The following is a 20466-nucleotide window of genomic DNA, read 5'->3' as shown; positions in this document are numbered from 1 at the left end:
GTCGGCGCCCGGACCGCCCCGCCGCAACCGTGGCGCGCGCACCGATCCCCGACCAACACGTTCGGCGCCGCCTTGCGCACCGATCCCCGACCAACACGCTCGGCGCCGCCTTGCGCACGGGTCCCCGACCAACACGTTCGGCTCCACGTTGCGATTCTTCGAGGAGGGGCCCGTCGCCGACCGGGAATTGCGTCAACGGGTTATGATATTTCCATGACGCTCGCCGCCGGAACGCCGCTCGGTCCGTACGTGGTGGTGTCCCCGCTCGGCGCGGGAGGAATGGGCGAAGTCTATCGGGCGCGCGACGCGCGGCTCGAGCGGGACGTCGCCGTCAAGCTCCTCCCCACGTCGTTCGTCGCCGACCCCGACCGGATGCGCCGTTTCCTGCAGGAAGCGCGCCTCGTCGGCGGCCTGAACCACCCGGCGCTGCTCTCGGTCTTCGACGTCGGCGAGCAGGACGGCGCCCCGTACATCGTGACCGAACTGCTCGACGGGCAGTCGCTGCGCGAGCGGCTGCAGACCGGGCCGCCGCCGCCGCTGCGCAAGGCGGTCGAGTGGGGGCTGCAGGCGGCGCAGGGACTCGGCGCCGCGCACGACAAGGCGATCATCCACCGCGACATCAAGCCGGAGAACCTGTTCGTCACCAAGGACGGGCGGCTCAAGATCCTCGACTTCGGCCTGGCCAAGCTGAACCCGGGGCTGGCCCTCAGCCCCGCCTCCCCCGACGACCAGACGATCGCCCCCGACGCGACGACGCCGGGCGTGGTCCTCGGCTCCGCCGGCTACATGTCGCCGGAGCAGGTGCGCGGCCTCCCCGCCGACCACCGTTCCGACATCTTCTCCCTCGGCGCGGTCCTCTACGAGCTCGCCTACGGGCGCCGCGCCTTCCAGGGCGCCTCGGCGGTGGAGACGATGACCGCCGTGCTGCGCGAGGAACCGGCCGAGCCGCAGGGAACGGCCCGCGCCGTCCCCCCCGCGCTGGCGCGGATCATCGAGCGCTGCCTGGAGAAGGCGCCGGCCGACCGCTTCCAGTCGGCGCGCGACCTCGCCTTCGCGCTCGAGGCGCTCTCCGGCGCGACCGCCGGCTCGCAGATCTCGTTCGTGTCCGGCGCCGCCAGGGCGCGCCGCCTGCGGGCGGTCCGGCGCGCGCTCCCCTACGCCGCGCTCGGCGTCGGCCTCTTCGCCGCCGGCCTCTTCTTCGGCGGCGGGCGGCGCGTCCACGAGCCGCCCCGCCTGACGCAGCTCACCTTCCGCCGCAGCCTCGTGACGACCGCGCGCTTCGCGCCGGACGGCAAGAACGTCGTCTTCGACGCCCTCGTCGGCGCCCGCCCGTCCGAGGTCTTCACGACCCAGCCCGGAAGCCCCGAGCCGCGCTCCCTGGGCCTCGCCGGCGCCGCCTCGCTGAAGGCGATCTCCCCCGACGGGGACCTCGCGATCCGCGTGCGGCTCGGTCAGAAGGACTCCGCCTTGGCGCGGATGCCGCTGGCCGGCGGCGCGCCGCGCGATCTGCTGCCGCCCGTCGCGGAGGCCGACTGGTCGCCGGACGGGAAGTCGCTCGCCGTCGTCCGCTGGGCGGACGGCGCCTACCGGCTCGAGTACCCCGTGGGGCGCCTGCTCTACTCGGCGGTCTCGGGGATGTCGAACGTCCGCGTCTCGCCGCGCGGCGACCGCGTGGCCTTCTTCGACCATCCGCTGGTCGGCGACAACCGCGGCTCGGTGATGGTCGTGGACGTTCCGGGCGGCGAGGTCCACGCGATCTCCCCCGGCTGGGCGGCGCTCGACGGGCTGGCCTGGAACCGCGACACCGGCGAGATCTGGTTCAGCGGCGCGCGGGCCGGCGGCAACAACGCGATCTACCGCATCTCCCCCACGGGCGGGAAGGCCCGTCTGGTCTACCGCGCGCCGGGCTCCGTCGCGCTGCACGACGTCGCCCGCGGCGGGCGGGTGCTCGCCGCGATCAGCGACCGCGGCATGCGCCTCGTCTGCCGCGACGTGGACGGCGGGAACGTCCGCGACGTCCAGGTGCTCGACCTGCCGATGCTCGCCGACCTCTCCGCCGACGGGAAGACGGCGTTGGTCTCGGAGACCGGCGAAGGGGGCGGACCGCACTACGCGACCTACCTCGCGCCGGTGGACGGCGATCCGCCGGTCCGTCTCGGCGAGGGGTTCGGCACGGCCCTCTCCCCCGACGGCGCCTGGGCGTTGTCTGTTCCGGTGGACGATCCGCCGCGCATCGTCGCCCTCCCGACCGGCGCCGGCGAGCCGCGCGTCCTCCGCGACCCGACGATCGCGACCTACCACTTCGCGATGTTCCATCCGGACGGCAAGCGGATCATCTTCGCCGCGCAGCGCGCCGGCGAGGGGATCCGCCTCTTCGTGCAGGGGTTCGACGAAGCCAGGGCGCGGGCGCTCACGCCGGAGAAGCTGAGCGTCGCCCGCGGCTTCTACGCGGTCACCCCGGACGGCGGCTCGGTCGTCGCCGCGACCGCCGCCGGCGTCGCGGCCTATCCGCTCGCGGGCGGCGCGGCGAAGACGCTGCCGAACGTTCCCGACGGCGCGGCGCCGCTGCGCTTCTCCGCCGACGGCCGTTCCCTCTTCCTCGCCCGCGACACCAGCCGCGGACGTCCCACGCTGCTGCGCTACGCCTGGCCGGCCGGGCCGGCGGCGGAGATCGCCGCCGCGCCCCCCGCCGTCGACTCGCTGCTGCGGGTGATGGCCGTGCGGATCGACGCCGCGGGCTCCCGCATCTGCACGACCGAGGTCACGCCGACGACGAAGCTCTATCTGCTCGAAGGGCTCTGACCGGGAAACGGAGGCGCCCCGCGGCGCCGGGCGTCCCGGCGCCGCCGTCCGCGAAAGCGGGCGCGCCCCGCGCGGTCAGTCGGACTTGCGGGGCAGCAGCGCGATCTCCAGCACCTGCTCCATCTCTTCCGCGAAGCGCAGCTCGAGGCCGCCCAAGTCCTGCTTCGAAAGCTCGCGGCTCTCCCGCTCGTTGGCCTTCGGCAGAATGACCAGCTTCGCGCCCGCGCGCCGCGCGGCGAGCACCTTCTCCTTGACGCCGCCGATCGGCAGGATGCGGCCGCGGAGGGTGATCTCCCCGGTCATCGCGACCTCCCGCCGCACGGGCCGTTCGGTGAGGACCGAGACGAGCGCCGCGGCGAGGGTGATGCCGGCCGAGGGGCCGTCCTTCGGGATCGCGCCTTCCGGCACGTGGACGTGGAAGTCGTGGCCGGTGAAGTCCGCCTCCGCGAGGCCGAGCTCCGCGGCCCGTCCGCGCGCCCACGAGAGCGCGGCCTGGGCCGACTCCTTCATCACGCCGCCGAGTTGGCCGGTGAGGTTGAGCTTGCCGTCCCCGCTCATCTTCATCGCCTCGATGAAGAGGACGTCGCCGCCGGCGGCCGTCCAAGCGAGCCCGGTGACGACGCCGACCAGCCCGCCCTCGAGCCGCTCCTCCGAATGGGGCGGCGGCGGCCCGAGGTACTTCTCGAGGTCGTTCGCGCCGATCCTCCGCGGCGCCGGCTTCCCTTCGGCGACGCGGCGCGCGGCCTTGCGGCAGATCGCCGCCACGCGCCGCTCGAGGTTGCGCAGCCCCGCCTCCCGCGTGTAGCGGTGGACCAGTTCGCGCAGCGCGCCGTCGCTGAAGGCCATCGCCGCGCCGGCCAGCGCGTTCTCCTCCATCTGCTTGGGGATGATGTGCCGCCGGGCGATGGCCAGCTTCTCCTCCTCGGTGTAGCCGGAGAGGCGCAGCACCTCCATCCGGTCGCGGAACGCCGGGTGGATCGTGTCCATCAGGTTCGCCGTGGCGATGAACAGGACCTGCGAGAGGTCGAACGGCACGCCGAGGTAGTGGTCGCGGAAGCTGTTGTTCTGCTCCGGATCGAGCACCTCGAGCAGCGCCGCCTGCGGGTCGCCGCGGAAGTCGTTGGCCAGCTTGTCCACCTCGTCGAGCATCATCACCGGGTTGCGCGAGCCGGCCTGGCGGATCGACTGGATGATGCGGCCCGGCATCGACCCGATGTAGGTGCGGCGATGCCCGCGGATCTCCGCCTCGTCGCGCACGCCGCCGAGGCTCACCCGCACGAACTTGCGTCCCGTGGCGCGGGCGATCGAGCGGCCGAGGGAGGTCTTGCCCACGCCCGGCGGGCCGACGAAGCAGAGGATCGGACCCTTGTGCTCCGCCTTGAGCTTCCGCACGGCGAGGTACTCGATGATCCGCTCCTTGACCTGGGCGAGGCCGTAGTGGTCGGCGTCGAGGGTCCGCAGGGCCTCGTCGAGGTCGAGGTTGTCCTCGGTGGCGACGTCCCACGGCAGCTCGGTCAGCCACTCCAGGTGGTTGCGGATCGTCGCCGTCTCCGCGGAGTCGGGATGCATCCGCTCGAGGCGCCGCAGCTCGCGGTCGATCTCCTCCTTGACCAGCGGCGGCAGCTCGCGGCCGCGGATCTTGTTCCGGAAGTCCTCGACCTCCTCGTCGAGCTCCGAACCCTCGCCGAGCTCGTTGCGGATCGCCTTCATCTGCTGCCGCAGGTAGTACTCGCGCTGGCTGCGGTCGATCTCGTCGCGGGCGAGGGAGTCGATCTCGTGCTGCATCGAGAGCAGGTCGAGCTCGCGCTTGAGCTGCTGCGCGACGAGGCGCAGCCGCGCCACCGGGTCGATCTCGGCCAGCACTTCCTGCGCCTGCGCGGCGTCGAGCTCGAGGTTCGAGGCGACGAGGTCGGCGAGCCGGCCCGGCTCCTCGAGGTTGTTGGCGATGACCTGGACCTCGCTCGGCAGGTTCTTGCCGAGGTTCACGCCCCGCTCGAGCGCCTTCTTGACGGTCTGCACCATCGCGTCGCGCTCGAGCGCCGCCTCGTCGTCCTCCGCCGGGCGGCGGTCGGCCAGCGCCTCGATCCGCCCGTCGAGCGACGAGCCCGACTTGTCGAGGTCGAGCAGCTTCGCGCGGCAGACCCCCTGCACGAGGACGCGGATCCGCTCGTCGGGGAGCTTGAGCATCCGCATGATCACGGCCACGGCGCCGACGCGGTAGAGATCGTCGAACCCCGGGTCGTCGTCGTCGCGCCGCCGCTGCGTCGCCAGGAAGACCATCCGGTCCCCGGCGAGGGCGCGGTCCACCGCCCTGATGCTGCTTTTCCGCGCGATCGAGAGCGGGGCGATGATGTACGGGTAGACGACCATGTCCCGCAGCGGCAGCACGGGGAGCCGCTCGGGGATCTTCACCGGCTCGTTCTTCTTCGTCTCGGGGGACATCGCGACCTCCCGATCACGCGCGCTCGACGGCGATCGGCACCGACTGCCCGCGGCGGTTCTCGACGCGCGGGAGCTCGACCCGCAGCACGCCGCGGTCGAAGACCGCCTTCGCGCCGCGGGCGTTGACCGACGCGCCGAGCGGCACGCTCCGCGCGAACGGCCCGTACTCGCACTCCTCGACGACGACCGCCGCCCCCTCGGCCAGCCGCGCCGCCGGCGGACGCCGCTCGCCGACGATCCGCAGTTCCCCCTCCTCGACGGCCACGGACAGCGTCGCCGGATCGACGCCCGGCAGCGCGGCCTCGAGCACGAGCGAGTCGTTGCGCTCGAACTCGTCCACCGCCGGCGCCCAGCCGTTCGGCGCGTCCTCCCCCTGCCGCAGCCGCAGCAGCAGTTCGAAGAGCCGGTTGATCTCGCTCTGGATCCTCGCCACCTCAAGCTGCGCGCCGCGGGTCTTCTTGCTCATCGGGCCACCCCTTCCCGCCCGCGGCTTCCCGCGGGCCCGATCAGGTTGCGCAACTCGTCGAGAAACTCCTGCACGTCGGAGAACTGGCGGTAGACCGAGGCGAAGCGGACGTACGCCACCTGGTCGAGCTCGCGCAGCCGCTCCATCACCTTGGCCCCGATGTCCGCCGTCGGGATCTCGCGCTCCTGCCGTTCGCCGGCCGTCGCCGCGACCTCCTCGACGATCTCCTCGAGGGCGCGCGGGCTGACCGGCCGCTTCTCGCAGGCCTTGAGCAACCCCGAAAGAAGCTTCTGGCGGTCGAAGAGCTCGCGCCGGCCGTCCTTCTTGACGACCATCACCGGCAGGTCCTCGACCCGCTCGTACGACGTGAAACGGCGCCGGCAACCGAGGCACTCGCGCCGGCGGCGGATCGTCTCCCCTTGGTTCGACTCGCGCGAATCGACGACCCGGTCGTGTCCCGAACCGCAATACGGGCATTTCATGGCGCCGCCTCCCCGACGGCCTTGCGGGCCCCGAGCCCGCCGCGCAACGCGAAGAAGCCGCCCAGCGCCAAGGTGACGAGCAGCGGCGCGGCGTGGGCGACGAGCCCCGCGCCGACCGCCCCCGCCTCCGAGGCGCCGAACAGGCCGACCAAGACCAGCTTCATCGCCATGTGGTAGGTGCCGGCCCCGCCCGGCGTCGGCACCGCGATCCCGAGCGCCGTCACGGGGACGATGATCAGGCTGGCGAAGAGCGGCAGCGACACGCCGCACGACGCGACGCCGCAGTGGATGCCGGCGCAGATCACGAGCCAGATCGCCGCCGTCTCCGCGCCGAGGCGCGCGAGGCCGCGCGCCGAGCCGAACCCCTGCAGGCCGGGCAGCAGCGTGCGGAGAAACGCCGCGATCTTGCAGACGAACGAGCCGTGCCCCGCGGCCCACGACGCGATCAGGGCGTCGGCAGCCTCGCGCCGGCGCGCGAGCCAGGAGACGAAGGCGAGGCCGGCCACCGAGGCGAGCGCGAGGACCAGCCCCGCGGCGCGGACCTCGGCGATCAGCTTGTCGTCCACGCCGGCCGGCAGCCCGCCGAACCCCGACGGCAGCGCGAGGAAGACCCCGCCGAAGAGGACGATCATCGGCAGGTCGAGCAGGAACCGCTCGGCGCCGACCGTGGCGAGCGCGGCCCCGAACGGGGCGCGGGTCCGCCGGGAAAGCGCGGCGGGGCGAAGGACCTCGCTGACCCGCCCCGGCAGCACGCCGGCCATGTAGCCGATGCAGACGGCGGAGAAGAGCTCGCCGTAGGGAACGCCGCGTCCCTCCTCGCCCAGCAGCGTGCGCCAGCGCCAGGCGCGGAGCGCCATGTGGCCGACGCTGGAGAGGCACAGGAGCGCGATCAGCAGCGGGTTCGCCTCGCGCAGCGAACGCCCCAACGCGGCGCCGTCCACGCCGCGGAAAAAGAGCCAGAGGCAGACCGCCGCCAGAAGGGCGCCCGCCGCGATGCCGATCGCGCGTTTCAAGCTTCGCACCTCGTCGAAAAGACCATTATGCGCGACGCACCGCCAAAATGGACGACGAACGCCGCCCCGAGGCAGGGCGGCGTCGAAGCGGCGCGGGATTTCGCCGACGATCAGTGGGCCGCGGCGGCGCCGAGAACGTCGGCCATCGCCTCGTCCACCAGCCTCTCCGCGGCCGGCGCGTCGATCCGCCCGGCCTCGGCGAGTTCGCTGACGACGAGCGCGCGGGCCCGGTCGAGAACCTTCCGCTCGCGGTACGAGAGCGGCTTCAGCGAGTTGAGGTAGGTCAGGTTCTTGAGGACGATCGCGACCTGCTCGAGGTCGCCCGAACGCATCTTGTCCTGGCTGTCCTGGAAGCGCCCCTTCCAGTCGGTCGGGACCTCGACCTGCGCGGCGCGGAGCCGGTCCAGCACTTCCCGCACCTTCGCCTTGGAGACGAGCTTGCGGAGGCCGACGGTGTCGCTGTTCCGGAGCGGGACCATCACGGTGCTGTCCGAGGCGAGGATCTGCAGGCTGATGAACGTCGCGCGCTCGCCGCGGATTTCCTGATCCTTGATTTCCTTCACGACGCCGATTCCGTGGTTGGGATAGACGACCTTGTCTCCCACTTTGAACTTCAAGCGGCGCCTCCCTTCGCGGCCCGCGGACGCCGAAACCCGACGCCCGCTGCCGATCATATTGATTTTAAAGGAGTTTTCGGCGGAAGGCAACCTCGCCGCCTGACGACGGCCATTACCGGGCGCAGAATGACGCCCCGTGAGCCGCGCCAAACGACCCCAGGACAGTCCGCCGCTTCTCGTCGCCGCCGACGCCGCGGGCGAGGTGTTCGAAATCCCCGGTCTCTACGCCATGGCCCGTTCCGGCGGCTCGTGGCTGCGCCCGGAACCGCGCGAGTACCGCCCGCTGCCGCAGGGGTCGCTGCTCTTCCATCTCCCCGACCGCCGCCCGGTCGGCTGGGATCCGCGGATCGGCCGGCCGCGCGTCGTGGACAGTTGGAACGGCGTCGAGGTCTTCGCCGCGGCCGCCTTCCTGCCCCCCGCCCACACCCTGCTCTACCTCGCGCCGTGGCGCCGCCTCGGCGCCTCCAAGCCGCTGCCGCTCTTCGCCTACTGCGCCCTCGGCTTCGACGGGGGGACGTTCGTCGCCCCCGCCGTGCGGGTCGATCCCGACCGCCGGCAGGACGTCGCGCTGTTCGACGAGGACGAGATCGAGGCCGGCGCGCGGCGCGCGCTGGAGCGCTTTCCGGGCAACCGGCTGGTCAAGCACGTGGTGGACGACTGCGCCCGGACCTACTGCTGCCCCGCCGCGCGCAACTTCTGCCTCGGCCGCTGGGAGGCGCCGCTCCCGACGAGCCCGACCTGCAACGCCGACTGCGTCGGCTGCATCTCCTACCAGCCCGGCGGCGAGATTCCGGAGACGCAGCCGCGGCTGACGTTCAAGCCGACCCCCGAGGAGATCGCCGAGCTGGCGGTCGCGCACCTCGAGAGCGCGCCGCGCCCGGTCGTCTCGTTCGGCCAGGGGTGCGAGGGGGAGCCGCTCCTGCGCGCCGAGGCGATCGAGGAGGCGATCCGGCTGATCCGCAAGCGGACCTCGCGCGGCGTCGTCAACATCAACACCAACGCCTCGCGCCCCGACGCCGTGCGGCGGCTCGTGGACGCCGGGCTCGACGCGATGCGGATCTCGATGAACTCGGCCCGTCCCGAGTTGTACGCGCGCTACCACCGGCCGCGCGGCTACACGTTCGACGACGTCCTCGCCTCCGGCCGGGCCGTCTCCGCGGCCGGCGGGCACGTCTCGCTGAACTACTTCGTCTTCCCCGGCGTGACGGACGACGAGGCGGAGTTCGACGCGCTCCGCCGCGTCCTCGACGAGACCGGCGCGCGGCTGATCCAGGCGCGCAACCTGAACCTCGATCCGGACGTCTACCTTCCCGCGCTCGGCCTGCCGCCGCGCCTCGCCCCCGGCTTCGGCGTCGAGCGCTGGATGGAGCGGGTGCGCGCGGAGGCGCCGCAGGTGCGCTTCGGGTACTTCAACCCCGCGCTCGAGGACTGGCCCGCCGACATGACGGAGAGGGCGCGCCGCTGACGCGACGCGCCCCTTCCTCTACATCTGATTGGCCGCCGCGGTGACGAAATTGACTTGGGCGTTGATCTTCTTGCCGTAGTTGCCGAGGAGCACGAGCCGCATCACGACCTTGCGGCCGCCGGACGGCCCGACGCACTGCACCTCGAAGCCGCCGGGGAACCGCGGGTGCGATGAGTCGGGATAGGCGAAGACGCCCACGGTTTCGCTGATCGGCCCGGGCGGCGTGTTCATCGCCACGGAGTAGGCCATCTTGCCGCTGACCTTGCCGCTGTTCAGTCCCTTGAGCAGGGTCTGCGCCGTCATCGAGATCGTCGGCGAAGTCACGGCGCTTCCCAGGCTGCCGGTCGAAACGTTGATGTTGAAGAACGCCTGGCTGAGCGGCTGGCCGACCTTCCAAGCCTTCTGCACGCCGGCGTTGTAGAGCGCTTGGGCGACCGCGGCTTGGTCCGATCCGTAGCCGGCCAGTTGGTCGGCGTCGGCGTACGGCGCGCTCACCGCCTCGAGCATGTCGATGCGGTCGGCCCCAAGCAGGCGGTCCCCGCCCGCCGGAGCGAGATAGATGTAGGTGAAGACAAGCCGGTCGGCGATCAACTGTTTGCCGTTCGCCGTGACCATGATCGGGTCGATCTGCCGCGCGAAGAAGAACGCGTTCCCCGTCCGATGCGTCGTTCCGTCGTCTTGGGCGACGACGCCGTTCGGATCGACCGTCGGCAGCCGCCCGTCGGCCAGCGCCGCTCGGCTCAGCGTCAGCGCGCCGAGATAGGAGGTGCCGAGGGTGTCGTTCTGGAAGGCGAACCGGCCCTGCAGGATCTGCGCCTTCACCTGGTTCAGCGCCACCTGCCCCATCCGCGCCAGGTCGCCGTGGCTCTCCAGGAACTCGCCGGCCCGCATCGTACCGACGTAGACCTCGTACATGATCAGCGAGACGACCGTGAGCAGCGCCATCGAGACGATCATCTCGATCATCGAGACGCCGCGCTCCCGCCCGCGCGCTCCCTCCGCCCCCTTCCGCCGCCGGCCGAGAATCATGCTCACCTCTTCACGAAGATCTTCTGCATATGGTAGCCGTAGTGCAGTGCCATGTTGGAACGATACGCCTCCACGCGCAGCAGGTAGCTCCCCTGCGCCAGCCCCGAGATGTCCCAGTCGCGGCTGACGGTCGTGTCGCTGCTCACGACGCGGTGCGTCGAATCGGGCGCCGCGCCGGGAGTCGCCGCCGCCCCGTCCTGCACGTACCGCCACGTCGAACCGCCGTCCGCGCTGTAGATCACGGCGTAGTAGACGCCGTTGCCGTCGGCGAAGCTGTCCGGGTACTGGCTGGTGTACTTCTGCCCGTCCCACCGCTTCCAGTTGAGGCTCCAGTTGACGGTGATCGTCGTCGCGGTGCTCGGGATGTCGGTCAGGTCGTTCGGCGTGGAGATGCGGACCTGCGGCACCTGACGGACGACCGGGTTGCCGCTGCCGGTGACGCCGGGCACGCCGGCCCGCAGGAAGCTGTGGATCAGCGTAAGGAACGACCAGCGGCTGATGAAGGCGCTGCCGTTCGACACGGTGCGGTCCAGCCCGTTGACGACGATGTAGGCCTGGTCGACCGGCGCCGTCGCTCCGGAGGAGACGGTCGGCGTCCCCTTCAGCATCAGGAGCTGGCTGCCGTTGACCGACGAGCCGCTCTGGTGGTTGAAGTACGTGGCGAGGGCCGTGGCCGACAGGCGTCCGTCGTAGTAGTGCGTGTCGAGGAAGCCGTCGGGGTTGGCGCCCGTGTTGTTGATCGTCGTCCCGAACGGACGGCTGATCGTCGCCGAGGACGGAATCGGGAAGCGGTAGTTGGAGGCGATCTCGTTGCCGTCCGTCGTCAGGTTTCCCGTCTGGCCGTCCGTCGAATTGTGGTGGAACGTCGATCTCGCCGAGCCGATTTGGAAGAGGGCGGTGCAGCCGCGCTCCCAGCTGCGGTGGTCGGTGTTGAAGAAATTCGTCCCCGCAGGCAGGTTGGTCGTGATGTTCGCGCGCTGGGTCCGGACGTAGCGCCCCGCGCCGGTCCCGGTGGGCAGGTTTCCGTACGGCGCCCAATAGGTCGCGTACTTGTCGTCCGGCCAGAGCTCGCCGAGCCACGCCTTCGACCACCAGCCGTTGCTCGTGTTCTCGCGGACGATCTTCACGCCGCCGCTCGTGATCGACTGCTCGAACCCCGATCCGCTGGAGCCGGTGAACGGCTTGGTCGATACCGGAATGCTATAGTCGAACCCGTTGGCGGAGTCGTAGCCGATCTCGTTGCCGAGCCCGACGTAGTAGTAGGAGAAGCCGGTCATCGTCGTCCAGATCGACTGCGTCTTGAGCAGCGACGTGCGGACAAGTTGGAAGAACCGGTTCACGTCGATCTCGACCTTATTGGTATTGCTGCCGCTTGTGTCCGTCGGCCACCCGTTCCGCAGGGCCATCTCGGTGAACATCGAGTAGCCGCTCGCCGACGGGGTGAAGTAGTTGAAGTAGTTGTTGTAGCCGCCGCCGACGGGGTTCGACGTGGAGTCGAACGACGCGATCAGGTCGGCGTACGGGTTGTGCCGCGGATCCCCTTGGTACTGGAACCACTCCGTCGGGGGAATTGCCGGCGCGTTGCTCGCGCTTCCCCAGGCCCACGAGTCGTCGCCGTACCAGGCGTAGGTGCGGGAGAGGTTGGGCGGGTGGTTGCCGCGGCTCCCGGGCCACGAGGAGACCGGGTCGCTCAACGTCACGTCGCCGAGGCGCGTCTCGATCGTGTACTTCGTGTTCCGGACCAGCGCCGAATCGGGAACGTCGATGATCCAGCGCGCCGTGTTCTTCGGCCGCGAGTAGCATTCGCCGAGCGGCCGCTCCGTGAAGTCGGGCGAGAACGGCGTCGGGATGTAGTCCATGCCGTACAGACGATACGTGGTCGGAAGGCCCGCCGGACTGCTCCAGCTGCAGCCGTTGTTGTAGCCGGTGGACGGCAACTGCTCCAACGACGGGGTCTTGAGCGGCGAGTTGTAGAGCCGGAAGAGGGTTCCCCTCGAGGAGTCGAACTGGACCGTGTAGTACATCCGCTGCGCCGACGCCGTGGTCGGCGCCGCGAGCCAGGCCTTCGGATAGGGATCCACCCCGGTGGTGCCGTCGGCGTCCACCCCGCCCGGCATCACGTAGACCGAGGCCGAACTCACGTCCACGTTGGGGAAGAAGACGGTGATCGGCACGCCGTCGTACATGATGTTCGGCGTCGGCAGCGTCGAGGAGCCCGGATCGGAGAGGTAGGAATAGACGCGCACCCGCAGATGCGGCATCGAGCCGGTCGAGAGGCCGGTGGTGTTGAACCGCAGCCGCTCCGGATGGGCGACCGCGCGGATGTTGAGCATCTTGTTCGGGACCGTCGTCCCGGGGTCCTTCGCCGCGTCGGAGTAGTTCCGCACCGGCGGCAGCGGGATCAACTCGCCGTGGAGGTTGATCAGGATCGCGTTCGTGTACTTCGACGGGTTGAGGACCATGTCGTCGAGGAGCAGGCGGTACGTCGGCTCGGTCTCCAGTCCCGCCGCCTTGCGCTGGTTGTACAGGTTCAGCTCGTCGTCGTAGCGCATCGCGTTGTTGTACTGGTCGGCGACCGCGTACGACAGCGGATTCGACGTCGCGTCGTAGCCGTTGGTCACCGTGCCGTCGATGCTCACCTCCGCCTTGAACTGCGTCGGCACGTAGTAGCGGTCCACCGCCGAGCCGGTCGGCAGCGTGCCCGGATAGAAATAGACCCAGTTGATGTCGCTCCTGGAGTCGTTCGCGCTGTTGATGAACGGCTTGTACTCGAGGTCGCGGCCGTAGGCGAGATTCGTGATCCAGTGGGTGCGGAACTCCAGCCCGGGGTTGCGGGCCTCGAGGTCGTTGACCGCCTGCTGGACGAACGGCACGAGGTTGGCCAGATAGACCCACCAGCCGGGAACCTGCGAGACGGCGATCGCGTAGACGTCGTAGACCTGCGTCGGCGGGTAGCGGTCGGCGATCGTGCGGACGAGGCCGCCGACGTCGGCCAGCTCGGTCATCTTCTCGCCGGCGGTCTCCCGCGCGAAGAGCCGCACGTTGACCAGCCGCACGCTGTTGTCCGTCGCGTTCGGCAGCCGCGTGACCGACACCTGCCGGTAGTAGCGCCAAGCGCCGCCGTTCGGGAGATTGCCGCTGGCCGGCGCAGCGGGGTCGGTGATCCCGGTCGTCGTCGTCAGGATCGGGTTGAACGCGGCGCCGTCGTCGTAGTTGTCGAGCAGGACGGCAGTGCCGCCGCCCCCCTTCTGCTCGACGACGCCCTTGAGCTCTTCGAGGATCGCGATCGCCTTCTGCACCGCGAACGTCTTGTCCTTCGAGTGGTGCGCGCCGCGGAACGAGTTGGCGATGAAGGTGACGGCCGCGAGCATGATGATCAGGCACAGGAAGAGCGCCCACGTGGTCTCCAGCAGCGAATTGCCGCGTTGGTCCCGAAGCATGGCCTCACCTCCACTGGCTGCCGAACGTGATGGCGCGCGAGAAGCGGTACTGCCCCATTTGCTGGCGGATTGTGGAGAGCATCTGCCCGTCGTACGAGACTTCGGAGAAGTCGCCCGAGCCTTGGAACGTCGCGGTTCCGACGGTGGCGATCGCTCCGGAGACTTGCGACGGGGCGTTTTGGACATAGTTTCCGCCGACCCAGATCAGGCCGCTGAACGCGCTGGCGCTCGCCGCCCCGAGGGTCAGGTTTCCCTCGACGACGAGGATTCCGCTGCCGGACAGCGGATGCGTTGCGTCGAAGGTCGCGTTCCCGGTGACGACGGTCAGCGACATGTCCGGCAGCCGGCTCGGGAGGTCGGCCTGCGTCGCGCCGACGACGTCCGCCATGCCGCGCAGCTCCGGTTCGAGAACGCCGAAGACGGTGGAGATCGACACGTTGAACGGATTCACGGATCCGGTCTGAGGACTGCCGACGAGCGAGCAGGGGAAGGCGCAAATCTGGGGCGCATTCGTGGCGGGGGGCGCGTAGAGGATTCCGGTCTCGCCCGATTTGACCGCGTAGATGCGGGCGTTGGAGACCATCTTCGTGCGCCCGCCCGACATGACGGCCGCTGTCCCGGGAAGTTGCATCTGGAGTCGCTGGAGCTCGGTCGAGGCGCTCTGCTGGCCGATCACGCGGTTCGGCGCCTGGTTGTAGGGCTTCGTCGGGTCGTTGCGCACGTAGACGTAGCCGTGGCTGACGATCTGCCAGACAGTCCCGACACCCGACTTGCCGCGAAGAGCGGTGATGTTGACGACTTCCGACTTGCGGACTTCGTACCGCGCCCACGTGTTGTTGGTGTGGCTGAGCTCGTAGTCGCGGACGATGCCGATCGTCGAATCGTCGGTGTCGTTGACGGGAGTCGTCGCCGCGAGGTTGAGCTGGGGGTTGAACGCCGCCACCGGCTGCGCCGTCTGGCGGCGGAACCAGGAGAGCGTCTCGATCAGTCCCGCCTGGGCGGCGTTCGAAGCCTGACCGTAGAACGCGAGCTGCCGGCCGACGACCTTGTTGTTCGTCTCCAGCATCACGAACGACGTCAGCGTCAGGACGAGGAGCGTCCCGAGCAGGAAGATCGCCATCATCGCCGCCGAGCCGCGCTGGTTCCCCGCCTGCATCGACGAATCCTCCATGTCCCCCTCCGCGCCGGAAGAGTGGACCGATTTCGATCCCGAGATGGGATGCAACGCTCGTGCCATGCGAACACCCATCGCCCGCCCGCGCCGACCGCGGAAAAACGACACACCTTCCGCACCTCGGCGCACGGCTTCCATGGCAATCGTCGCGGGGCGAAAGGCGCAAGTCAAGCCAATCCGCGGCCCGGGCGAACAAAACTGGACCGCGCGGACGGCGTCCGGCGTCCCTCCCGCGTCCGCCGCGGGGGCCGCGCGGGCCGGACGGACGGGCGCGCCGGGAACTCGTTTTCGCGGCAACGGTGACGAAAATTGTCGGCCCGGCCCGCCGCGCGACGCCCGCGCGAACTTACGGTAGGATGTCGCGGCCGCGCCGGAGTGGCGGAACTGGCAGACGCAACGGATTCAAAATCCGTCGCCCGCTTGCGGGCGTGAGGGTTCGATTCCCTCCTCCGGCACCAAGACCAGCACCACCCGCGCACGAAGAGGGCCGCCCGGAGGCGGCCCTTCGCGTCTTCGCGGGCGGCGGACGGTCACTCGCCGCAGGAGTGCCCGCAGCCGCAGGACGTCTTGGCGTTCGGGTTGTCCACGAGGAACCCCTCGCCGCGCAGGTCGCTGACGTAGTCCACCTTCGCCCCGCGCAGGTACTGCATCGAAACCGGATCGACGACGACCGGCTGCCCTTCGACGTCCCACGCGAAGTCCTCCTCGCCGGGGTCGTCGAAGACGAAGCCGTAGCGCATGCCGGAGCAGCCGCCCCCTTCGATGAAGACGCGGAACGACTTCCCCTGGAACTCATCGTTGTCGTCGGCGAACTTGCGGAGACGAGCCACGGCCGCGCTCGTGACGAGCATCGGCGCGTCGGACTCGGGGATCTTCTCGATCGACATCGCGTGCCTCCCGGCCGGGCGGGGCCCCGCCCTAACCTTCGATGGAACTGAGTTTACGGAGATCGGCGCGGCCGGTCCAGTTCGGCGACGCCGCCCGCGCGGCGGCGTCCCTCCTTTCCGCTATCATGGACGTCGATCCCGGCGAGGGAGGGAAGAGGGATGGCGCAGCGGCGAGTCGTGGTCACGGGAATGGGGGCGTTGTCGTCCTTGGGCGCGGGGCTGGACGTGAACGCGGCCGCGCTGCGCGCGGGACGCTCCGGCGTCACGTTCAACGCCGACTTCGCGGAGCGGGGCTTCGCGTCCCAGGTGTCGGGCGCGCCGGCGACGCCGCCCGACTGCCCGCTCGCCGACCGCCGGATCGTCAAGTCCTCCAGCGCGGGGGCGCTGATGGCGCTCTGGGCGACGCACGAGGCGCTCGCCGACGCCGCGCTGCCGCTCGACCAAGTGCGCGGCAGCGACCTTCCCGTGATCGTCGGCGCCGGCACCGGCTCGTCGCTCGACAACCACATCGCCGCCAGCTCGATGGAGAAGCACGGCTCGACGAAGCGGGTCAGCCCCTACACGGTGCCGCACGTCATGGCCTCCTCGGCCGCGGCCAACGTCTCCGTGGCGCTCGGCGCGAAGGGCGAGAGTTGGGCCGTCTCGTCGGCCTGCTCGACCGGCGCGCACGCGATCTATCTCGCCTCGCTCCTGATCAAGGCGGGACGCTACGACCGCGTCCTGGTCGGCGCCGCGGAAGAGGCCGACTGGACGCGCGCCGGCGCCTTCGACGCGATGTTCGCCCTCTCCCGCCGCTTCAACGACCGGCCGAGCGAAGCCTCGCGCCCCTTCGCGGGCGACCGGGACGGCTTCGTGATCAGCGGCGGCGCGGGAATCCTGGTCCTGGAGGACCTCGAGACCGCGCGCCGGCGCGGAGCGCGGATCCACGCCGAGTTGCTCGGCGCGGCGGCGAACAGCGACGGCCACGACATGGTCGCCCCCCTCCCCGCCGGCGCCGCGGCGGTGATGCGGATGGCGCTCGATCAGGCGGGCCTCCGCCCGGACGAGATCGACTACGTCAACGCCCACGGCACCTCCACGCCGCAGGGGGACGTCTCCGAGGCGACGGCGATGCGCGACGTCTTCGGCGCGCGCCAGCCGTGGATCTCCTCCACCAAGTCGCTCACCGGCCACGCCGTCGGCGCGGCGGGATCCTTGGAGGCGATCTACACGATCCTGATGCTCGAGCGGCGGTTCCTCGCCCCGAGCGTCAACGTGACGCCCGCGACGGTCGATCCGGAATGCGCCGGCCTGCGCCTGGTCCTCGAGGCCGACAACGACCTTGCGCCGCGCGTCGCGCTGTCGAACAGCTTCGGCTTCGGCGGCACCAACGCCTGCCTCGCCCTGCGCCGCTGGGACGAAGGCGCGGCGTGACGACCGCCCCGCAGGAAGCGCCGCCCGGGCGCGGCGGCCCCGCCGGCTACGTCGCCAAGATGGCCCGGGCGTCGGGAACGAATTTCTTCTACGCCTTCCTCACCCTGCCCCGTCCGCGCCGCGAGGGGATCTGCGCCGTCTACGCCTTCTGCCGCGCCGCCGACGACGCCGTGGACGACGCGCCGTCGGCCGCCGCGGCCGAGGCGGCGGTCGCCGCGTGGCGCGCCGAGCTCGACCGTCTCTTCGCCGGCGCCCCCGAGCATCCGGTGAGCCGCGCGCTCGCCCCCGCGGTCGAGCGGTACGCGCTGCCGAAGGCGCTCTTCGAGCAGGTCCTCGACGGCGTGGCGATGGACATGGCGCCGCGCCGCTTCGCCTCGTGGGACGAACTGGCGCTCTACTGCGGCCGCGTGGCCGGCGCGGTCGGGCGGCTCTCGGTGCGGGTCTTCGGCGTCGCCGACGAGCGGGCCGACGCCTACGCCGACACGCTCGGCGAGGCGCTGCAGCTCACGAACATCCTGCGCGACATCGGCCCCGACGCCGCGCTCGGCCGCTGCTACCTGCCGCGCGACGAGATGGACCGCTTCGGCGTGGACGAGGCCGCGCTGCTCGTTCCGGGCGAGGCGCGCGCGGCGCTGCTGCGGTTCGAGGCGGCGCGGGCGCGCGAGCGGTACGCGCGCGCCGCGGAGCTCGTCCGCGGCCGCGAGCGCACGCTCTGCGCCGCCGAGGTGATGAGCGCGATCTACCGCCGCCTGCTCGACGCGGTCGAGCGGCGCGGCTTCCCCGTCCAAGGGCCGGTGGTCAGACTGCCGCGCCCGGTGAAGCTCTACGTCGCGGCGCGGGTCTTCGCCCGCTGCCGCCGCGCGAGGTCGGCCGAATGATCCACGACGGTTTCTTCCTCGCCGGGAACGCCCCGGCGCTCGAACTGATCGGCCGCGGGCTGGTCCGCCCCGGAACGGTCTACGCCTTGGGGCGGAACTACGCCGAGCACGCCGCGGAGATGAACGCGCCGGCCGAGCCGGTCGTCTTCCTCAAGCCGGCGACGTCGCTGCTGCCGGGAGGAGGCGTCGTCCCCTGGCCGTGCGGCGCCGCGGTCGTCCACCACGAGGTCGAGCTGACGCTGCTGCTCGGCGGCGGCGGCGCGGACCTCGACCGCGAGGCGGCGCGGCGCGCGATCGCCGGCATCGGGATCGGCGTCGATCTCACGGCGCGCGACCTGCAGGACGAGGCGAAGCGGAAGTCGCAGCCGTGGGCCCGCAGCAAGGGGTTCCCCGGCGCGGCCCCGGTGAGCGCCTTCGTCGATCCGGCGGCGCTCGGCGGCTCGTTCGTCGAGATCGACCTCGCGCTGACGGTGGACGGCGCGTTGCGGCAATCGGACACCGCGGCCTCGATGATCCTCGACCCCGCGGAGACGGTCGCCGCGCTCTCGCGCTGGTTCGACCTGCGCGCGGGGGACGTCGTCTTCACCGGGACGCCGAAGGGCGTCGGCCCGATCGAGCGCGGCCAGCAGGTCGTCGCGCGCTCGCGGCGGCTCGGCCTCGAGGTCGGCTTCACGATGGCCTGACCGGCGCGGCGCCGCGCCGCGACGCGTTCAGGCGATCGGCGCGGCCCCGAGCGGCAGCGGTCCGCCGATCGTCTCCCGCAGCCGCGCGAGCCACGTTTCGTCGTCGATCCCGGCGAACGACTCCGCCCCGAGCGGCGGGTGGACGACGACGCGCAGCTTCGCCGGATGCAGCTCGAACGTCGGCGGCGGATTCGCGGCCGCGCTGCCGAGGATCGTCAGCGGCACGACCGGCGCGCCGCTCCGGCGCGCCATCAGCGCCACGCCTTCCTTGAAGCGGCGCATCCGTCCGTCCGGCGCGCCCCACGTGCCTTCCGGAAAAACGACGATCCGATCCCCCGCGGCGAGCGCGTCGAGCGCCGAGCGCGCGGCCCAGGCCGAGCGGCGGCGATCGTCGCGCGCGACCGGGATCGCGCCCATGCGGCGCAGCGCGTGGCCGACGCCGCGCGCGGCGAAAAGATCGTCGCGCGAAAGCCAGCGGAAGCCGGGGGGCAGCGCGGCGTGCAGCAGCGGAATGTCGAGGTTGCTCTGGTGGTTCGCGGCGTAGATCGCGGGGCCTTCGCGGGGAATCAGCTCCAGCCCCTCGACGCGCAGGGCGCGCCGCCAGAGGGCGATCCGCGCCCAGCGCCGCGCGAAGCGCTGGAAGAGGAGACGCCGCCGCGCGCGCGGCGTCGGCAGCGCGGCGACTTCCGCCGCCGCCGTCGCCGCCAGCCCCGCGGCGAGGATCGCCGTCCATCCGATCGCGTCCCGGACCCTCATCGTCGCGCGGCAGGATACGCGGCGCCGCGCCGCGGCGAAACCGCGCGCGCCGCGGGGGCGGCCGCCGACCGAATTCGCCGCGGAGGTTGACCGCGCGCCGCCGACGCGGCAATATCTCCGGGCCATTCGGAGAGCGATCGCTCTCGACCCAAGCGGAAGGGTGTCCGAGTGGTTGAAGGAGCCGGTCTCGAAAACCGGTTTAGGGGCAACCCTAACGTGGGTTCGAATCCCACCCCTTCCGCCAATTTCCCCCATTCATCAGGTGGAATTCGGTCGTGAAGCGGTGCGCGCTTCGCGCGCGCTTCCTCTGACTCCCGCCGGCCTTCGGCCGCGGTTGCACGTGCGAATCCCACCCCTTCCGCCAAATCCCCTCACTTCATGGCGCCGGATTCTCCTTTGATCCCGCGGGCATCGACGCCGCCGCAAGCAACGCGCGCCGTTCGCCTTGCGTGGGAAGAGCCCGCGCGCCTCGAGGCGCCGCGGTTCGAGCGCGGGGGGCCGTGTCGAACCCTGGAACTCAAGGGTATCGCCACGGCCCCCCCGCGCCCGAACCGCTCGTCGTGTTCGAGGAACGCGCGACGTTTCGTTCTCGCGCACCAGATACGCCTCGCCTTGCCGTCCGAACGGAGGTCGGCCGTCGCGGGGGGGGGCCGGCGATACCCTTGAGTTCTAGGGTTCGACACGGCCCCCCCGCGCACGAACCGCGGCGCCTCAAGGCGCGCGGGCTCTTCCCGCGCAAGGCGAACGGCGCGCGTTCCTTGCGCCGACGTCGATGCGCGCTCGGTCAAAACAGAATCCGGCGTCGCGAAATGAGGGGATTTGGCGGAAGGGGTGGGATTCGAACCCACGTTAGGGTTGCCCCTAAACCGGTTTTCGAGACCGGCTCCTTCAACCACTCGGACACCCTTCCGCTTGGGTC

Annotated in this window: 15 protein-coding genes and 3 tRNA genes; 7 read left to right on the top strand and 11 right to left on the bottom strand. The window is 71.1% G+C overall.

The annotated features are described in order from the left end of the window. Nucleotides 1–213 precede the first annotated feature (213 nt). Nucleotides 214–2802 carry a protein kinase gene (locus LLG88_07615; GenBank protein ID MCE5246769.1) on the top strand — a complete coding sequence of 863 codons (2589 nt, stop codon included), beginning with the start codon at nucleotides 214–216 and terminating at the stop codon, nucleotides 2800–2802. A gap of 75 nt (nucleotides 2803–2877) precedes the next feature. Here the strand turns inward: LLG88_07615 and lon are convergent, their stop codons facing one another. The 5 genes from lon to LLG88_07590 form a co-directional block, all read right to left on the bottom strand. Then, nucleotides 2878–5244 carry an endopeptidase La gene (lon, locus tag LLG88_07610; GenBank protein ID MCE5246768.1) on the bottom strand — a complete coding sequence of 789 codons (2367 nt, stop codon included), beginning with the start codon at nucleotides 5242–5244 and terminating at the stop codon, nucleotides 2878–2880. 13 nt (nucleotides 5245–5257) lie between these two features. Further along, a complete protein-coding gene (locus LLG88_07605; GenBank protein ID MCE5246767.1) occupies nucleotides 5258–5710 on the bottom strand; it encodes an Hsp20/alpha crystallin family protein in 453 nt (150 codons plus the stop codon). Beyond that, nucleotides 5707–6192, bottom strand: a complete 486-nt coding sequence (nrdR, locus tag LLG88_07600) for a transcriptional regulator NrdR (GenBank protein MCE5246766.1) — start codon at nucleotides 6190–6192, stop codon at nucleotides 5707–5709. The genes LLG88_07605 and nrdR overlap by 4 nt, the downstream gene beginning before the upstream one ends. Then, the gene (locus LLG88_07595; protein MCE5246765.1) at nucleotides 6189–7205 is read right to left on the bottom strand and encodes a flippase-like domain-containing protein; all 1017 of its coding nucleotides are present in this window, start codon (nucleotides 7203–7205) and stop codon (nucleotides 6189–6191) included. Before LLG88_07595 ends, nrdR begins: the two co-directional genes overlap by 4 nt. Before the next feature lie 110 nt (nucleotides 7206–7315). Further along, the gene (locus LLG88_07590; GenBank protein MCE5246764.1) at nucleotides 7316–7822 is read right to left on the bottom strand and encodes a CarD family transcriptional regulator; all 507 of its coding nucleotides are present in this window, start codon (nucleotides 7820–7822) and stop codon (nucleotides 7316–7318) included. 136 nt (nucleotides 7823–7958) lie between these two features. Between LLG88_07590 and LLG88_07585 the strand changes: the two genes are divergently transcribed. Then, the gene (locus LLG88_07585) at nucleotides 7959–9287 is read left to right on the top strand and encodes a radical SAM protein (protein MCE5246763.1); all 1329 of its coding nucleotides are present in this window, start codon (nucleotides 7959–7961) and stop codon (nucleotides 9285–9287) included. Between the two features lie 18 nt (nucleotides 9288–9305). Here LLG88_07585 and LLG88_07580 read toward each other — a convergent pair whose 3' ends face one another. The 3 genes from LLG88_07580 to LLG88_07570 are packed head-to-tail and all read right to left on the bottom strand — an operon-like array spanning nucleotide 9306 to nucleotide 14927. Further along, entirely contained in the window at nucleotides 9306–10316 is a 1011-nt protein-coding gene (locus tag LLG88_07580) for a prepilin-type N-terminal cleavage/methylation domain-containing protein (protein MCE5246762.1), read from the bottom strand. A 2-nt stretch (nucleotides 10317–10318) separates the two neighbouring features. Beyond that, nucleotides 10319–13756: a flagellar protein FliS gene (locus LLG88_07575; GenBank protein ID MCE5246761.1), complete on the bottom strand. Its 3438-nt coding sequence runs from the start codon at nucleotides 13754–13756 to the stop codon at nucleotides 10319–10321. A gap of 4 nt (nucleotides 13757–13760) precedes the next feature. Then, nucleotides 13761–14927: a hypothetical protein gene (locus LLG88_07570; protein MCE5246760.1), complete on the bottom strand. Its 1167-nt coding sequence runs from the start codon at nucleotides 14925–14927 to the stop codon at nucleotides 13761–13763. Nucleotides 14928–15299: 372 nt separating this feature from the next. Here LLG88_07570 and LLG88_07565 point away from each other — a divergent pair. Next, a tRNA-Leu gene (locus LLG88_07565) sits at nucleotides 15300–15388 on the top strand. A gap of 72 nt (nucleotides 15389–15460) precedes the next feature. Here the strand turns inward: LLG88_07565 and LLG88_07560 are convergent. Beyond that, nucleotides 15461–15817: an iron-sulfur cluster assembly accessory protein gene (locus tag LLG88_07560; protein MCE5246759.1), complete on the bottom strand. Its 357-nt coding sequence runs from the start codon at nucleotides 15815–15817 to the stop codon at nucleotides 15461–15463. Between the two features lie 159 nt (nucleotides 15818–15976). On the opposite strand from LLG88_07560, the gene LLG88_07555 reads away from it, so the two are divergent. From LLG88_07555 to LLG88_07545, 3 genes are read left to right on the top strand one after another with little or no spacing between them, the layout of a single operon-like run. After that, nucleotides 15977–17230 carry a beta-ketoacyl-[acyl-carrier-protein] synthase family protein gene (locus LLG88_07555; GenBank protein ID MCE5246758.1) on the top strand — a complete coding sequence of 418 codons (1254 nt, stop codon included), beginning with the start codon at nucleotides 15977–15979 and terminating at the stop codon, nucleotides 17228–17230. After that, nucleotides 17227–18108 carry a presqualene diphosphate synthase HpnD gene (gene hpnD, locus LLG88_07550; GenBank protein MCE5246757.1) on the top strand — a complete coding sequence of 294 codons (882 nt, stop codon included), beginning with the start codon at nucleotides 17227–17229 and terminating at the stop codon, nucleotides 18106–18108. The genes LLG88_07555 and hpnD overlap by 4 nt, the downstream gene beginning before the upstream one ends. Further along, complete coding sequence (locus LLG88_07545) at nucleotides 18105–18791, top strand: fumarylacetoacetate hydrolase family protein (protein MCE5246756.1); 687 nt, start codon at nucleotides 18105–18107, stop codon at nucleotides 18789–18791. Before hpnD ends, LLG88_07545 begins: the two co-directional genes overlap by 4 nt. A gap of 27 nt (nucleotides 18792–18818) precedes the next feature. On the opposite strand, the gene LLG88_07540 is transcribed toward LLG88_07545, so the two are convergent. After that, nucleotides 18819–19547 (bottom strand): 1-acyl-sn-glycerol-3-phosphate acyltransferase, encoded by a 729-nt coding sequence (locus LLG88_07540; GenBank protein ID MCE5246755.1) that lies wholly within the window; start codon nucleotides 19545–19547, stop codon nucleotides 18819–18821. A gap of 154 nt (nucleotides 19548–19701) precedes the next feature. Here LLG88_07540 and LLG88_07535 point away from each other — a divergent pair. Beyond that, a tRNA-Ser gene (locus tag LLG88_07535) sits at nucleotides 19702–19791 on the top strand. 576 nt (nucleotides 19792–20367) lie between these two features. Here the strand turns inward: LLG88_07535 and LLG88_07530 are convergent. Next, a tRNA-Ser gene (locus LLG88_07530) sits at nucleotides 20368–20457 on the bottom strand. Between the last annotated feature and the right edge of the window lie 9 nt (nucleotides 20458–20466).

It is taken from the genome of bacterium, from assembly GCA_021372775.1.
GTDB lineage: Bacteria > Acidobacteriota > Polarisedimenticolia > J045 > J045 > JAJFTU01.
This window is presented reverse-complemented; position numbering and strand designations above follow the sequence as displayed.

Excerpts from the sequence above, each read along its gene's own strand:
- nrdR (MCE5246766.1), bottom strand. The coding sequence starts at position 6,192 with ATGAAATGCCCGTATTGCGGTTCGGGACACGACCGGGTCGTCGATTCG.
- LLG88_07580 (MCE5246762.1), bottom strand. The coding sequence starts at position 10,316 with ATGATTCTCGGCCGGCGGCGGAAGGGGGCGGAGGGAGCGCGCGGGCGG.
- LLG88_07605 (MCE5246767.1), bottom strand. The coding sequence starts at position 5,710 with ATGAGCAAGAAGACCCGCGGCGCGCAGCTTGAGGTGGCGAGGATCCAG.
- LLG88_07540 (MCE5246755.1), bottom strand. The coding sequence starts at position 19,547 with ATGAGGGTCCGGGACGCGATCGGATGGACGGCGATCCTCGCCGCGGGG.
- LLG88_07615 (MCE5246769.1), top strand. The coding sequence starts at position 214 with ATGACGCTCGCCGCCGGAACGCCGCTCGGTCCGTACGTGGTGGTGTCC.
- LLG88_07560 (MCE5246759.1), bottom strand. The coding sequence starts at position 15,817 with ATGTCGATCGAGAAGATCCCCGAGTCCGACGCGCCGATGCTCGTCACG.
- lon (MCE5246768.1), bottom strand. The coding sequence starts at position 5,244 with ATGTCCCCCGAGACGAAGAAGAACGAGCCGGTGAAGATCCCCGAGCGG.
- LLG88_07570 (MCE5246760.1), bottom strand. The coding sequence starts at position 14,927 with ATGGAGGATTCGTCGATGCAGGCGGGGAACCAGCGCGGCTCGGCGGCG.
- LLG88_07555 (MCE5246758.1), top strand. The coding sequence starts at position 15,977 with ATGGCGCAGCGGCGAGTCGTGGTCACGGGAATGGGGGCGTTGTCGTCC.
- LLG88_07545 (MCE5246756.1), top strand. The coding sequence starts at position 18,105 with ATGATCCACGACGGTTTCTTCCTCGCCGGGAACGCCCCGGCGCTCGAA.
- LLG88_07575 (MCE5246761.1), bottom strand. The coding sequence starts at position 13,756 with ATGCTTCGGGACCAACGCGGCAATTCGCTGCTGGAGACCACGTGGGCG.